This window comes from Variovorax sp. GW821-FHT10B04 (assembly GCF_059415645.1).
In genome coordinates this window covers 917,231-930,651 of the sequence record NZ_JBWKNQ010000001.1, presented here as the reverse complement: position 1 = coordinate 930,651, position 13,421 = coordinate 917,231, and the positions used below count along the sequence as shown (strand labels likewise).

General features: G+C 69.0%; 12 protein-coding genes. 1 reads left to right on the top strand and 11 read right to left on the bottom strand.

Annotation, left to right across the window (positions count from 1 at the left end; genetic code table 11):
* Positions 1-10: 10 nt before the first annotated feature.
* From AC07PZ_RS04460 to AC07PZ_RS04440, 5 genes are all read right to left on the bottom strand, one after another.
* Positions 11-940, bottom strand: a complete 930-nt coding sequence (locus tag AC07PZ_RS04460; protein WP_495293803.1) for a polysaccharide deacetylase family protein — start codon at positions 938-940, stop codon at positions 11-13.
* A 5-nt stretch (positions 941-945) separates the two neighbouring features.
* On the bottom strand, positions 946-1,746 hold the full coding sequence (locus AC07PZ_RS04455; RefSeq protein WP_495293802.1) for an ABC transporter permease: 801 nt from the start codon (positions 1,744-1,746) through the stop codon (positions 946-948).
* A gap of 61 nt (positions 1,747-1,807) precedes the next feature.
* Positions 1,808-2,698: an ABC transporter permease gene (locus tag AC07PZ_RS04450; RefSeq protein WP_495293801.1), complete on the bottom strand. Its 891-nt coding sequence runs from the start codon at positions 2,696-2,698 to the stop codon at positions 1,808-1,810.
* 33 nt (positions 2,699-2,731) lie between these two features.
* A complete protein-coding gene (locus tag AC07PZ_RS04445; RefSeq protein ID WP_495293800.1) occupies positions 2,732-3,844 on the bottom strand; it encodes an ABC transporter ATP-binding protein in 1,113 nt (370 codons plus the stop codon).
* Complete coding sequence (locus AC07PZ_RS04440; RefSeq protein ID WP_495293799.1) at positions 3,841-4,893, bottom strand: extracellular solute-binding protein; 1,053 nt, start codon at positions 4,891-4,893, stop codon at positions 3,841-3,843. The genes AC07PZ_RS04445 and AC07PZ_RS04440 overlap by 4 nt, the downstream gene beginning before the upstream one ends.
* A gap of 270 nt (positions 4,894-5,163) precedes the next feature.
* Here AC07PZ_RS04440 and AC07PZ_RS04435 point away from each other — a divergent pair, with 270 nt between their 5' ends.
* Entirely contained in the window at positions 5,164-5,877 is a 714-nt protein-coding gene (locus tag AC07PZ_RS04435; RefSeq protein WP_495293798.1) for a nitroreductase, read from the top strand.
* A gap of 51 nt (positions 5,878-5,928) precedes the next feature.
* Here AC07PZ_RS04435 and AC07PZ_RS04430 read toward each other — a convergent pair whose 3' ends face one another.
* From AC07PZ_RS04430 to AC07PZ_RS04405, 6 genes are all read right to left on the bottom strand, one after another.
* A complete protein-coding gene (locus tag AC07PZ_RS04430) occupies positions 5,929-6,255 on the bottom strand; it encodes a hypothetical protein (protein ID WP_495293797.1) in 327 nt (108 codons plus the stop codon).
* 159 nt (positions 6,256-6,414) lie between these two features.
* Positions 6,415-7,206 carry an ABC transporter permease gene (locus AC07PZ_RS04425; RefSeq protein ID WP_495293796.1) on the bottom strand — a complete coding sequence of 264 codons (792 nt, stop codon included), beginning with the start codon at positions 7,204-7,206 and terminating at the stop codon, positions 6,415-6,417.
* On the bottom strand, positions 7,203-7,820 hold the full coding sequence (locus tag AC07PZ_RS04420) for an ABC transporter ATP-binding protein (protein ID WP_495293795.1): 618 nt from the start codon (positions 7,818-7,820) through the stop codon (positions 7,203-7,205). Before AC07PZ_RS04420 ends, AC07PZ_RS04425 begins: the two co-directional genes overlap by 4 nt.
* Positions 7,817-10,894 carry an efflux RND transporter permease subunit gene (locus tag AC07PZ_RS04415; RefSeq protein ID WP_495293794.1) on the bottom strand — a complete coding sequence of 1,026 codons (3,078 nt, stop codon included), beginning with the start codon at positions 10,892-10,894 and terminating at the stop codon, positions 7,817-7,819. Before AC07PZ_RS04415 ends, AC07PZ_RS04420 begins: the two co-directional genes overlap by 4 nt.
* Complete coding sequence (locus tag AC07PZ_RS04410) at positions 10,891-12,000, bottom strand: efflux RND transporter periplasmic adaptor subunit (RefSeq protein ID WP_495293793.1); 1,110 nt, start codon at positions 11,998-12,000, stop codon at positions 10,891-10,893. The genes AC07PZ_RS04415 and AC07PZ_RS04410 overlap by 4 nt, the downstream gene beginning before the upstream one ends.
* Entirely contained in the window at positions 11,997-13,385 is a 1,389-nt protein-coding gene (locus AC07PZ_RS04405; protein ID WP_495293792.1) for a TolC family protein, read from the bottom strand. Before AC07PZ_RS04405 ends, AC07PZ_RS04410 begins: the two co-directional genes overlap by 4 nt.
* Positions 13,386-13,421: the final 36 nt, after the last annotated feature.

The following is a 13,421-nucleotide window of genomic DNA, read 5'->3' as shown; positions in this document are numbered from 1 at the left end:
GGTGGATCTCTCAGGTCGTGGCCGCGAGCCAGTGGCGCGCGATCTGCTCGCGCGTCGCCACCCAGGCGCCGCCGCGTTCATTCAGGTGCGCCAGGATACGTTCGAGCGCGCCGATGCGGCCGGGCCGGCCGATCATGCGCAGGTGCAGGCCGACCGACAGCATGCGCGGTCGGTCGGCGCCCTCGCGCCAGAGCCAGTCGTAGGCGTCGCCCACGTATTCCGCGAAGGCCCGGCCGGTGTCGAAGCGCTGGGTGTTCTGGAACTGCATGTCGTTGGTGTCGAAGGCATAGGGCAGCACCAGGTGCGGCCGGCCGTCGACCGGCACCGTGTAGGGCGTGTCGTCGTTGTAGGCGTCGCTGTCGTACAGGAAGCCGTGCTCGGCGAGCAGGGCGCGGGTGTGCTGCGTCGCGCTCGACCGCGTGTGCCAGCCGACAGGTGCCCGGCCCGTCACCGCGGCGATCGTGTCGCGCGTGCGGCGGATCGCTTCGCGCTCCTGCGCGGCATCGAGCGCGATGCCTTTCTGCCAGCGCCAGCCGTGCGCCGACACCTCGTGGCCGGCCGCCACCGCGTGCTGCGCGAGCCACGGCGAGCGCTCCACCGCGCGGCCGCAGGCGCTCAGCGTGAAGGGCACGCCATGCGCGGCGAACAGCTCGGCGATGCGCCAGTAGCCGACGCGCGTGCCGTACTCGAAATGGCTGTCGATGCAGGGGTCCGGCCGCGGCTGCGGATCGACCACCTCGTACACCGATTCGTTGTGCGCGTCGCCGTCGCGCATCGAGAACTCGCCGCCCTCCTCGAAGTTGACGACGAAGGACACGGCCACGCGGGCATTGCCGGGCCATCGCACGGCGGGCAGCTGGCGGCCGTAGCCGACGAAGTCGCGCAGCACGGGCGCGGCGCTTCCGGTGGGTGAGGATGTGGAGTCGATGGCTTCTGTCATGGTCGTCAGAACTGGGCGAGCCGCCGCATGCCGACCATGCGTTCGGCGACGAAGAGCACCACGATCGCCAGCAGGATGAGGCAGGACGAGATGGCGGCGATGGTCGGGTCGGGCGACTCCTCCAGGAAGTGGAGGATCTCGATCGGCAGCGTCTTGCTGCGCGCGTCGGTCAGGAAGATGGAGATCGGGTAGTTGTCCATCGATGCGAGAAAGGCGAACAGGCCCGAGGTGAGGAAGGCTGGCGCGAGCGACGGCACCATCACCTGCATCAGCGCGCGCGACCGCGACAGCCCGAGCGTCTGCGCCGCGTCGATCAGCCGCATGTCGAACAGCGCCAGGCTGGCGTGCACGGTGCGGGTGACGTAGGGCAGCGTGATGACGATGTGGCCGATGAGCAGCGCCGAGAACACGTCGCGCAGGCCGATCTCGCGCAGTACCTGCAGCAGCGCCACGCCGAGCACCAGGCCGGGCATCAGCAACGGCGACACCAGGAAGGCCAGCAGCGCCTCGCGGCCGCGAAAACGGCCCTGCTCGATCGCGATGGCGCACAGCGTGCCCAGCACCAGCGCGACCAGCGTCGACAGGAAGGCCACGCCGACCGAGAGCCACAGCGTGGCACCCAACCCTTCGCGGTGCGCCATCGCCTGGTACCAGCGCAGCGACAGGCTGCTGGCGTCCGGCAGGTTGAACACGGCCGACGTGCCGAAGGACACCAGCACCACCACGACGAGCGGTGCCAGCATGAAGACGGCCGTGGCGGCCAGCAGCGTGCCGCGGGCCCAGGCCATTGCGCGATTGGCGTTCATTGACATACCTCCGTGCTGCGCACTGCGGTGCGAACTTGCTTGAGGCGGCTCGGCGCGGCGTTCATTCTTTCGCTCCGGTCGCATGGCGCGCCTGCAGGCTGCGTGTGAGGGCGGTGCTGCCGACCACGATCGCGACCGCGATCAGCAGAAGCACCACCGCCAGCACCGAGCCGGCCTGCCGGTCGCGCATGAAGAGGTAGGCGCGTGCCATCAGTGCGGGCAGCGTCTGGTAGCGGTCGCCGATCAGCAGCGCCGGGATCACGTACATCGACACCGCCATCGAGAACACGAAGGCGCAGCCGGTGACCACGCCGGGCAGCGACAGCGGCCATACCACCGCGCGGAAGGTGAGCAGCGGTGCCGCGCCGAGCGTGGCCGCGGCCTCGGGCAGGCGCGAGTCGATCTGGCGCGCCACCGTGAAGATCGGCAGCACCATGAAGGGCAGGAACACGTGCACCGCGGCGATCACCAGCCCGCGCTCGTTGAACAGCAGCTTGACCGGGTCGTCGACCACGCCGAGCCCCATCAGCAGCTGGTTCACCAGTCCGTTGCTGCGCAGCAGGATGGTCCATGCGAAGGCCTTGACGATCACGCCGACCGACAGCGGCAGGATCAGCGCGAGGAACATCAGCCCCTGCACCGCGACCGACGCACGTGCCATCGCGAACGCCACCGGGTAGCCGATGAGCAGGCACAGCCCGGTCACGGCGACCGCGATCTTCAGCGTGTTCCAGACCACGACGGCGCTGTAGCCATCGCTCAGGAAGGTGGCGTAGCCGCTGAGCGTGAACGCGCCGTCCTCGCTGCGCAGGCTGGTCGACAGCAGCAGGACGAGCGGCAGCGCGAAGGCGATCAGCAGGTACCCCGCGCCCGGCAGCGCGAGCCAGGCGACGCGCGAACGCGGCGCGCGGGGCGCGGCCGGCGTCGGCAGGGCGGCAACGGTGGTGGTCATGGCGTTCCTTGCGTGCGTGGTGGTCGGTGGTCGTCAGTGGCGGGCGGCGTCGGCCGGGAACACCAGCGTGTCGCCGATCGCCCAGGACAGCGTCAGCGCGTCGCCCGGGGCGGGCGCGGCGGCGGCGTGGGCGGGTGTCTCGGCCAGCACGATGCCGCCGGACTCGGGCACGTCGAAGTACACGAGCCGGTTGGTGCCGCGGTAGACCACGTCGCTCACGGTCAGCCGCAGCTGGTTCAGGCCCGCGGCGGACGCGCCGGCCATGCCGTTGTCGGCGCTGGCGTGGATGCGCTCGGGCCGCACGCCGATCAGCACGTCGCGCCCCGGCGTCATCGGCAGCACCCCGGCGCCGCCCGGCACCACGATGTCGCCGCTCGCCGTGCGCACGGTGGCACCGTCCGCGGAGAGCGACTCGACACGGCCGCGCCATTGCGCAGACAGGCCGACGAAGTTGAGCGTGAACTCGGTGCGCGGCCGCGCGTAGATCGCGTCCGGCACGTCGAGCTGCTCGATGCGCCCGCGGTTCATCACCGCGATGCGGTCGGACATGACCAACGCCTCTTCCTGGTCGTGCGTGACGAAGATGGCGGTCATGCCGGCGTCGCGCAGCATGCGGCGCAGTTCGACCTGCATGGTCTCGCGCAGCTTGCGGTCGAGCGCCGACAGCGGCTCGTCGAGCAGCAGCAGGCGCGGCTTGGTGGCGATCGCGCGGGCCACCGCGACGCGCTGCTGCTGGCCGCCGGAGAGCGCCGAGATCGGCCGGTCGGCTAGCGCCGACAGCTGCACCGCCTGCAATGCGGCCTGCACCGCGGCGGCGGTGTCGGCCTTCGAGCTTCCGCGTGCGCGCAGGCCGAAGGCGATGTTCTCGCCGACCGTCAGGTGCGGAAACAGCGCATAGCTCTGGAACACCACGCCGACATTGCGCTTGTGCGCCGGCAGGGCGGTCACGTCCTGGTCGCCGATGCGCACCGTGCCGGCGTCGGCTTCCGCCAGTCCCGCAATGATGCGCAGCAGCGTCGTCTTGCCGCAGCCCGAGGGTCCGAGCAGCGAGACGAACTCGCCGGATTCGACCGCAAGGTCGAGCCCATCCACCACGGCGGTCGCGCCGTAGTGCTTGGCGATTCCGGTCAGGCGCAGTGCGCTCACAGTGCCATCTCCCGGTCCCAGCGCTCGACCCAGGCCTTGCGGTTGTCGGCGATGTAGCCCCAGTCGGGGATGAACACGTCGCCCTTCGGCAGGCCGGCCGGCACCGCGACGGAGGTGTTCGTCGGCAGCGCGGCGGACACTTCCGTCACCTGCTTCTGCCAGGTGCTCAGCATGGCTTCGATGAAGGCGTTGGCCAGTGCCGGCGCCGGTGCGCCCTTGACCTTGGCGATGCCGCTTGGCATGACCATGCCGCCTTCCTTGGGCAACAGGAACTCGACCGGCGCGCCCTTGGCCTTCCGGTCCACCGCGTTCGAGCCGATCATCCCTGCGATCGCGCTGGCCTCGCCCTGCTCCAGCAGGTTGAGCGCCTGCGGCAGCTGCGTGTAGACCGTCAGCAGGTTCGGCTTGAGCGCCTTGAGCTTGCGGAAGCCGGCATCGGGCTGGTACTGCGCTTCCTTCATCGGCTTGCCGGTCTCGAGTGCCGCCGCGATGAGCAGCATCGACAGGCCTTCGGTGTTCTGCAGCGACGGGATGACGACCTTGCCCTTGTACGCCGGCTCCCAGAGCGCCTGGTACGACGCCATGCTCTTCACCTTGCCGGTGTTGACGGCGACGCCGGTCATCGTCTGCATGTAGTTGACCCACATGCCGTCCATGTGCACGGTGCCCGGCTTGAGCTTGGCGATGCTGGGGATGTCGGCGACGGTGAGTTTCTCGAGCACGCCTTCCTTCACGGCCGGGATCAGCACCGGGTCGTCCATCAGCACGACGGACATGTACTGGCGGCCCTTGTTGTTGACCATCTTCTCGAGGTTCACCAGCGACCGGGTGCCTTCGAAGATCACCTTGCAGCCGGTCTGCTTCTCGAACACCGGGATCAGCGAGTCCAGGAAGGCCTTGTGGCCGCCCGCGCCGCCGATCACGATCTCCTTTTCGCTGCCCTGGGCGCGCACCCAGCCGGGCATGGCCAGCGTGCTGGCTGCGGCGACGCCGCTGCTGACGAACAGACGCCGGCTCAGGCCCTGGCGCTTCGATCCGATGACTTCCATGACGCGATCCTTCGGCCCTCCACGGGCCCCATGTTGGTGAGCAGCGCCATCGAGCGGAATCGATTTGGCGCCAGTATTGTGCACAATTCAGTTTGTTTAGTGCACATAAGAAGACTGAAGCAGGAAGCGGGCCAGCGGCCGAGATACATCGGCTCAGGGCAGGTGACAGCCCTCGTCGCCCAGGCTCGCTAAGATCGTTTCGAGGCCGCAGCCTTGATCCAGGCGACCCAAGGCCGGGACTTGTGACCCTTCAACGAGACATTCAGCCGCATGACATCCTCCCTCGACTCCCCCACCACCGGCGCCTCGCCGGACGCCGTGCTCGACCGGCTGGCCGCCGAGCGCCATTCCTGCCGTGCGTTCCTGCCGGCACCCCTGCCGCGCGCGACGATCGAACGGATGCTGGCCATCGCGCAGCGCTCGCCCTCGTGGTGCAACACGCAGCCCTGGCATGTCCATCTGGTGTCGGGAGAGGCGCTGGATCGGTTCCGCGAGGCGTACGTGCCGATTGCCCGCGGCGGCGGCGGCGCACCGGACTTCGAGTTCCCGCTGGCCTATCGCGGCCGCTACCAGGCACGCCGGAAGGAATGCGGACTGGCGCTGTATGCGAGCCTGGGCATCGGGCGCGAAGACCGCACGGCTGCCGCCGAACAGGCGTTGGAGAACTTCCGTTTCTTTGGCGCGCCGCACCTGGCGGTGATTTCGACCGAGCGTGATCTGGGCGACTACGGTGCCATCGATTGCGGCGGTTACCTGGGGCTGCTTCTGCTGGCGGCGCAGAGCCTGGGCATCGCCGCGGTGCCGCAGGCCGCGATCGCGACGCACTCAGGCTTCGTACGGGAGTTTCTGGACCTGCCGGAGGGTCGTCAGGTGGTGGCCGGCGTCGCCTTCGGATGGCGGGACGACGCGCATCCGATCAACGGCTTTCGCACGACACGTGCGACGCTGGAGGATGCGGTGACCTGGATCGATGCGCCGGGTTGAATCCCGGGAATCCCGGCGTGGCGCTGGTGCAGCGCCAATTGCTGCGGCGGCTCAGGGGCCGCGGCGGCTGTCTTCGTAGTGCGTGTCCATCCGGGCCAGGTCGTACTGGGAGCCCAGATTGCGCAGGTGGCACCACATGGCGTCATACCGCCCATGAAGGGCGTAGTTGGCTTGGACGAGCCAGGTGTCGGGCCCACGCTCGGCGGCGGGCCATTGGCTGGTGGCCTCCAGGCTGCTGGCCGGGCCGAGCTGCTGCGAAACATACTGCCCGCATGCGACCCGCGCATCGGATATCTGCTTCTCGTGGCGCAATGAAACCCACGAGGTCGATATCAGGAATGCGACGACGGCAAACAACAGAATTCTTGTTTTCAGCATGCTCCTTCTCCGGTCGGTAGCGGCCGGTATCGTCCCGGCCCGAGATTGGCTCCGCATTTTAGCGGACAGACGGACAAAGGGTTTACCTTGAGTTACGAATGCGGCGAATCCACCGGGTCGCCTTTGATGTAGCGATCCGCTCGCGCGATGTCGCCGCAGCTACCGCAGGTGATCCGTCCGAAGTCGCTGCCGGGTGTCCGAGACGGCGCGCGCGGCGAGATACACGGCACCGGCGCTGGCGATGCCGCTGGCACCTGTCAGCAGGAAGAGCAGCAGGATCTGGTACTTCACCGCTTCGAGCGGATCCATCCCCGCAAGGATCTGGCCGGTCATGATGCCGGGCAGCGTGATCAGGCCGGCGGCCGACATCTGGTTGACGATCGGGATCATGCCGCGGCGGATCGACGTTCGAACCAGCGAGGACGTTGCCTCGCCGATGGTCGCGCCCAGCGCAAGCCGGGCCTCGATGGCTGCGCGCTGCGACACCACGCTGTCCAGGAAGTTGTCGAGTCCGATGCTGGCGGAATTGAGGACCGTGCCGAGCACGATGCCCATCAGCGAAATCGCGTAACGCGGGTCATACCAGGGCTGCGGACGGATGGCGGTCAGCAGCGCGAGCATCACCGTGGTGAGGCTGGCGATCGCCACGATGACCGCGCCGATGCGGTAGTTGCCGCCGGCCGCCAGCCGTTGCGCCGGCCGCGTCGCGACCTCACGGGCGGCGGCCGCGATCATCAGGACGACCACGATCAGGGTGCCGATGGGCGATGTGGCGCCGAACACCCAGCGCAGGACCAGGCCGACGAGCAGCAACTGGACCACCATCCGAAGCGCGGACCAGAGAACCTGCCAGTGCAGGTTGAGCCGCAGCAGGATGGAAGCGACAGCCTGCAGGAGCACCAGCACCGACGCGATGCCCAGGTCGGATGCGGTGAGATGAATCGTGTTCATAGCGGGCGGAGCTTTCGGTCGGCCATCTCGAAAATCCGGCCGCTCATGCGGGCGGCCTGTTCGCGCGAATGCGTGACCATCAGGATCGACAGGCCGGTCCCCATGGCGTCATGCAATACCGCTTCCATCAGGGCCGTGGATTCGGTGTCGAGCGACGCGGATGGCTCGTCGAGCAGCAGCACCTCGGGTTGGCGTGACAGCGACCGGACGAGCGCGAAGCGCTGGCGCTCGCCGGTCGACAGCCGTGCAACGTCCGCGTCGAACAACCGGGGGGCGAGAGCGAGCCTGTCCATCAGTGCCGTGGCCGTGGCATGTTCCTGCGGCGGGATGTGGTCCGACACCTTGATGGCCCACCAGGCCGGCTCGGCCGCCTGGTACAGCACCCGCCTGCGCCATTCGGGCCCCGTCCAGCTGTCGCGGCTGCGGCCTCTCAGGTGGACGTGCCCGGTGCCTGGATCCAGATCGGCGAGCAGTCGCAGCAGAACGCTCTTGCCGGCGCCCGAGCGCCCGACGATGGCGATGCATTCGCCCTGCTCGATGCTGAGATCGAACGGCCCGCCGTGGCTGGAGCCGAGCTGGTGAATCGTGAAGAAAGGGTGGGCCATGGCGTTCATCCGAAGCGCGAGATCATGCCGCCGGAGGGCGCCCGGCGCGACGCCCGGGCCTTTTCGATCCAGGCGTAGGCGGTCGGCATGAAGAACAGCACCAGCGGCAACTGCACGATCAACCCCGAGATGATCGCGATGGCCAGCGGTTGCTGCATCTCCGAGCCGGCACCGAAAGCCAGTGCCAGGGGCAGCAGCGTCAGGATCGCCGCCAGCGTCGTCATGGCGATCGGTCTGGCGCGGAACTGCCCGGCCCCGATCAGGCTCCGCCGCAGGTTGGCGCCCTGGCGCGTGCGCAGCTGCTGCTCCGAGAAAAAGAAGATCGCCACCTCGGTCACGATGCCGATGATCATCGTCATGCCCATCATGGCCGAGATGTTCAGCTCCACGTGCGTGAGCCAGAGCCCGATGAACACCGCCGACACTGACAGCAGCGAGGTGCCCACGATGACCAGCGCGATCGCATAGCTCTCGTAGAGGAACAGCAGCAGCAGGAACACCAATGCGACAGCAGCGCCGAAGACCGTGGCCAGGCCCTTGAATGCGATCTGCTGCTGCTGATACAGGCCGCCGAGCTCGAAATACACGCCTTGCGGCAGCGCGCCATTCGCAGCCAGCGCCTGCTTGACGTCCTGCACCACCGACCCGAGGTCGCGCCCCTCGATGCGCCCGGTCACGGCAATCATCGGCTTGAGGTTCTCGCGCGTGATCTGCGGTTGGCCGCTCAGCGTCTCGAAGCTGGCCAGCCTGCGCAGCGGCACCAGATGGCCGTCCGGCGCGCGCAGCGGAATATCGCCGAGCTGGTCGAGCGTCGCGCGCGCGCTGGCGGCGGTCCAGACGCGCACGCCGATGGTCTTGGTGTCTTGCGCGAAGGTGGTCGCGACCGAGCCGCCCAGCGCCGTCTGCAGCGCGCGGCTCACCTGGTCGGGATCGAGTCCTTCGGCCGCCGCGGCGATCCGGTCCACGTGGATCGCGACCGCGTCGCCCGCCGGATTGATGCCCGAGCGCACCTCCACCAGGCCAGGGATCTTCGCGATGCGCTGCGCCACCTGCGCGGCCGCGCCGGGCAACACGGCCGGATCGCCGGAGAAGAGCTTGACCTCCACCGGCTGCGGCACGGCCGTGAGGTCGCCGATCAGGTCTTCCATCAGTTGCGCCAGCTCGATGTTGACGCCCGGCACGTCGTGCTCGACGCGTGCGCGCACGTCCTGCATGACCGCGTCGACCGGCCGCCGCGGGCCGGACTTCAGGCGGATGAAGAAGTCGCCCTGGTTCGTCTCGCTCAGCCCGCCGCCGAGGCCGGTGCCGGTCCGGCGCGAATAGGTTTCGACCTCCGGCGTCTGGCGCACGATCTGCTCGACCTGCTGCAGCAGGCGGTCGGTTTCCGACAGCGCCGTACCGGGCGGCGTGCGGTAGTCGAGGATGAAGCCTCCTTCGTCCATGGCCGGCATGAAGCCGCTGCCGACCTGCCGGAATGCAAAGGCACCCACGCCGAGCAGCAGGCCCACGCAGACCAGCAGCGCCCAGGGGCGTGCGATGCAGCGCAGCAGCCAATGGCGGTAGCGCGCCTGGAACCATTTCGTGGCGCGATCCTCGGCCGCCGGACGGTGATGGCGCAGCAGCCGCCGCGCGAGCAGCGGCACGGCCAGCCATGTCACCGTGAACGAGATGGCGAGCGCCGACGCCATGGTGAGCGACAGCGCCTTGAAGAACGCGCCCGTCACGCCCGACAGAAAAGCCAGCGGCACGAAGATGACCAGCGTCGCCGCGCTGGAACCCGCGAGCGGGCGCAGGAACTCCATCGCGGCGTGCACGACATCGGCGTGCTCGCCGGCCGGTCCTTCCGCCAGGCGGCGCTCGATGTGTTCGATCATCACGATCGCATCGTCGATCACCAAGCCGACGGCGGCGGCCATGCCGCCCAGGGTCATGATGTTGAAGCTCATGCCCAGCAACTGCAGGACGATGATCGTGATCGCGAGCACTGCCGGAACGACCACCACCGCGATCGCGGTCACCTTCAGGTTGCGCAGGAACACGATCAGCACCAGGGCGGCGAGTCCGATGCCGATCAGGATCGCGTCCCTCACGCTCGATGCCGCGGCGGTGACCAGCTCGCTCTGGTCGTACCAGTTCGCCAGGTGCACGTCGCGCGGCAGCTGCGGTGCATATCCGTCGAGCGCTGCCTTCACATCGGCGGCGATCTGGACGCTGTTGCTGCCCGGTTGCTGGCGGATGGACAGCAGCACGGCATCGCGGCCGTCGGCGGTCACGCGCAGCCATTCCGGTTGCGTCGATCGTTCGACCGTCGCCACATCGCGGATGCGCACGACGCCGTTGGCGCCCTGGGCCACCACGGTCTGCCGCACGTCCTCGACACCGGCGAGGCGCGTGTCGGCCAGCACCAGGTAGAGCTTGTAGTGGTCCTCGATCCGGCCCGCGGCCGCCAGCGAATTCCCTGCGGCCAACGTCCTGGACAGGTCGTCCATCGACAGTCCGTGCGCCTGGAGCCGCTGTGCGTCCGCGGTGACCCTGATCTCCTCCTGCGCGCCGCCCTGCACCTGCACGGCACTCACGCCGCCGATGCCCGACAGCAGCGGGCGCAGCTGGTAGCTCGCGAGATCGCGCAGCGCCGTCGGGGACAGCGTCTTCGACGTCAGGCTGTAGGCGAGGATGGGGAACACCGTCGGGTCCATGCGCCGCGTGCTCACGCGGGTGCCTGTCGGCAGCTGCGACTGGATCTGCGCCAGCGCCGCGTTGATCTGCAGCGCGGCCGACACCATGTCGACGCCCCAGTCGAAGCTCACCGAGACCTCGGCGCTGCCGCGGCTGGTGGTCGAGCGCACATTGGTCACGCCCGCGACGCTTCGAACGGCTTCTTCCACCGGGCGCGTGACCTGCAGCGCCATCTGGCTCGCGGGCTGGTCTCCGGCTTCGAGCGACAGCGACACCCGCGGAAACTGGACCGTCGGAAACAGCGACACCGGGAGCTTGTACGCCGCCAGCGCGCCGATCAGCGCGAGCAGCGCGATCAGGAAGGACACCGAGCGGCTGTGGGCGGACAGGTAGGTCGCCATCCTCACTTCGAAGCCTCCTTGACCTTCATGCCGTCGGCGAGCTCGTAGTTGCCGGCCGTGACCAGCGGCAAGGCCGTGTCGATGGCGCCCTCGACCGCCACCTGGCCCTGCGCGTGTGCGACCTGCCGCACGCGCACGCGGTGCGCGATGTCGCCGTCGATCTGGTAGACGTAGTCGCCTTGCGGATCGCTCAGTACGGCCAGCGCCGGCACCAGCCAGCCTTCGGCATGGCCGATCGCGATGGAGGCTTCCACGCGCATGCCGGGCACGAGTCCCGTCGCGGCCGTTGCGGGCACCTGTGCCACTGCGCTGACCAGTTGTGTCTTCGGGTCGACCAGGTACTGCAGGTCCGTGATGCGGCCCTGCATGGTGTGCGCCGGCGCAGCGCTGCCGCCCGACGGATCGAGCTGCAAGGGCTTCAGGCTTGCCATGTCGCCGAGATGGACCCGGGTGCGCTGCGACGGCTCGATGCCCAGGTTGACGCGCAGCGTGTCCACGCGCCCCAGTTGCAGGATGGGTGCGTTGGCGGCGAGCCGGTCACCGCGCACGGCGGAGAGCGCCATCACCACGCCGTCGAACGGCGCCGTCACCGTGAGCTCCCCTGCGCCTGCGCCGGTCTTGCGTTGTGCGTCGAGCGCCGACTGGGCGTCGTCGACCGCCTTCTTCGCGGCTTCCACTTGCGAGACGGTGGCCAGCTGCAATGCGAACAACGCCTGCACGCGCCGGCTCTCGCCTTGCGCGAGCGTCAGGGCATTGCGGGCGCTCTGATAGCTGGCGTCGGTGGCCGGGTCGGCCGCCACGCGGGCCAGCACGGCGCCCTTGCTCACACGCTGTCCGATCACGACCGGCAACGCAAGCACCTGGCCTGCGCGCGGCAGGCTCAACGAGTCGGCCTGGGATGGCGCGACGTCGCCCCAGGCCATCACCGTCAGTGGCACGGCGCCGCGAAACGCCGGCGCGGTCGTGACGGTGGCGACCTGCTCCGCGGCGCGTGCAGCCGTTGCCGGGCCGTCGGCGTTCCTGAGCAGCAGGACCGTGCCTGTCGCCAGCAGTGCGAGGCCGCCGAGGGATGCTGCGATCGTGGCAGCGAGGGGAATGTGCATGTGCTTCATGAGTGTTCTTTCGTTGCGTCGGCGTAGCCGCCCGTGAGCGTCAGGAGGCCGACGCGCTGTTCCTGGATCGCCTGCACGACGTCGATGCGTTCGCCCTGCTTCGCCAGCAGAGCGGCCTCGGCGGCGGCGAGTGCGAGCGCGTCGACGTTGCCGGCCCGCCATCCCTCGCGCAGGCGTTCGGTGGCGGCTTGCTGCAGCCGCAGCGCCGAGTCGACCGCCGCGAGCTGGCGCAGACCGATCGCCTGCTCGGCTGCGATGCGCTCGATGTCGCCCATGCCGGTGTTCAGCCGTTGCTGGTATTCGGCGCGCAGCTTCTCGCGTGTGGCGTCCTGGATCGCGATCTCGCCACGGTTGCGGTTGAAGATGGGCAGGCTCAGCGACAGGCTGAAGCCGCGCGTGTAGGCGTTGCTGGTGTCGCGCCCGCGCTGGACGCCCAGGTTGAAGGCCGGGAACTGGCCGAGCAGTGCCGCGCGGTAGCGCGCATCCTGCGCGTCGTAGCCGGCGCGCAGCGCTGCGATGTCCGGCCGCGCATTCAGCCGGCCGATCGCGTGTGCGCGCACATCGCCGGTCTGGAATGCAGGCAGCGCTGCCGTGCCTTGCAGTCGAAGGGCCGTGTCGGGCGCCACGCCCAGCAGCGCACGCAGATCGGACATCGCCTGGTGGGTCTGCCGCTCGAGGTCGAAGAGCTGCCGCGTCGCATCCTGCAGCGCTGCCAGATGAGGCGCCACCGCGTCCGCGCCGAGCAGGCCGCTCTCGAGCGCGGTGTTCGTTCGCCGGTAGCGGTCGGCCATCAGCGTCTGCGTGCGTTCGAGCAACGCGCGACGCTGCTGGGCCGCATCGATGCGGACGAACAGCAGGCGGGCCTGTGCGATGACCTGCCATTCCTGCCAAAGCAGGTTGGCATCGGCCTGGCGCACATCGGCATCGGCCGCATCGGATAACGCCGCATGCGTGATCAGGCTGTTGATGGCATAGCTGGCACCCGCCATGAACGCGCTGCTGCCGCCCGCGACGGCAGCGACCGGAAAGTCATGGGTGAAGCTCAATTGGGGATCGGGCAGCAGCTTCGCCGCAAAGGATTGCGCGGCCGTGACGCCCAGCGTTTGCCGCGCGATGCGCAGGTCGGGGTTGTTGACGACGGCGAGCGTGGCGATCTCGTCGATGTCGAGCCCGTCGTTGGCGTCGAACGGGTGCCGCTGCAGCGCCGGCAGCGATGGGCCCGGGCGCGATAGCGACGCCTGCGGCACGCCGACGGGAAACTCGGGCGCGACGGGCAAGGGCGCGGCGCGGTAGGTGGCACAGGCGGTCAGCATGGCGCAGGCCATGGCAATGGACGCCGGCCGGAGCGTGCGCCAGGGGGGAAGTTGGAATGCGTGGAGCGTCATGGCGATTCGGAGTGCATGAAGCGTCGCCGCGCACGA

What these genes read in the sequence shown, in the direction of transcription:
- AC07PZ_RS04410 (WP_495293793.1), bottom strand. Translation starts at nt 12,000, where the DNA reads ATGAAGCACATGCACATTCCCCTCGCTGCCACGATCGCAGCATCCCTC.
- AC07PZ_RS04440 (WP_495293799.1), bottom strand. Translation starts at nt 4,893, where the DNA reads ATGGAAGTCATCGGATCGAAGCGCCAGGGCCTGAGCCGGCGTCTGTTC.
- AC07PZ_RS04405 (WP_495293792.1), bottom strand. Translation starts at nt 13,385, where the DNA reads ATGACGCTCCACGCATTCCAACTTCCCCCCTGGCGCACGCTCCGGCCG.
- AC07PZ_RS04425 (WP_495293796.1), bottom strand. Translation starts at nt 7,206, where the DNA reads ATGAACACGATTCATCTCACCGCATCCGACCTGGGCATCGCGTCGGTG.
- AC07PZ_RS04455 (WP_495293802.1), bottom strand. Translation starts at nt 1,746, where the DNA reads ATGAACGCCAATCGCGCAATGGCCTGGGCCCGCGGCACGCTGCTGGCC.
- AC07PZ_RS04420 (WP_495293795.1), bottom strand. Translation starts at nt 7,820, where the DNA reads ATGAACGCCATGGCCCACCCTTTCTTCACGATTCACCAGCTCGGCTCC.
- AC07PZ_RS04460 (WP_495293803.1), bottom strand. Translation starts at nt 940, where the DNA reads ATGACAGAAGCCATCGACTCCACATCCTCACCCACCGGAAGCGCCGCG.
- AC07PZ_RS04435 (WP_495293798.1), top strand. Translation starts at nt 5,164, where the DNA reads ATGACATCCTCCCTCGACTCCCCCACCACCGGCGCCTCGCCGGACGCC.
- AC07PZ_RS04430 (WP_495293797.1), bottom strand. Translation starts at nt 6,255, where the DNA reads ATGCTGAAAACAAGAATTCTGTTGTTTGCCGTCGTCGCATTCCTGATA.
- AC07PZ_RS04450 (WP_495293801.1), bottom strand. Translation starts at nt 2,698, where the DNA reads ATGACCACCACCGTTGCCGCCCTGCCGACGCCGGCCGCGCCCCGCGCG.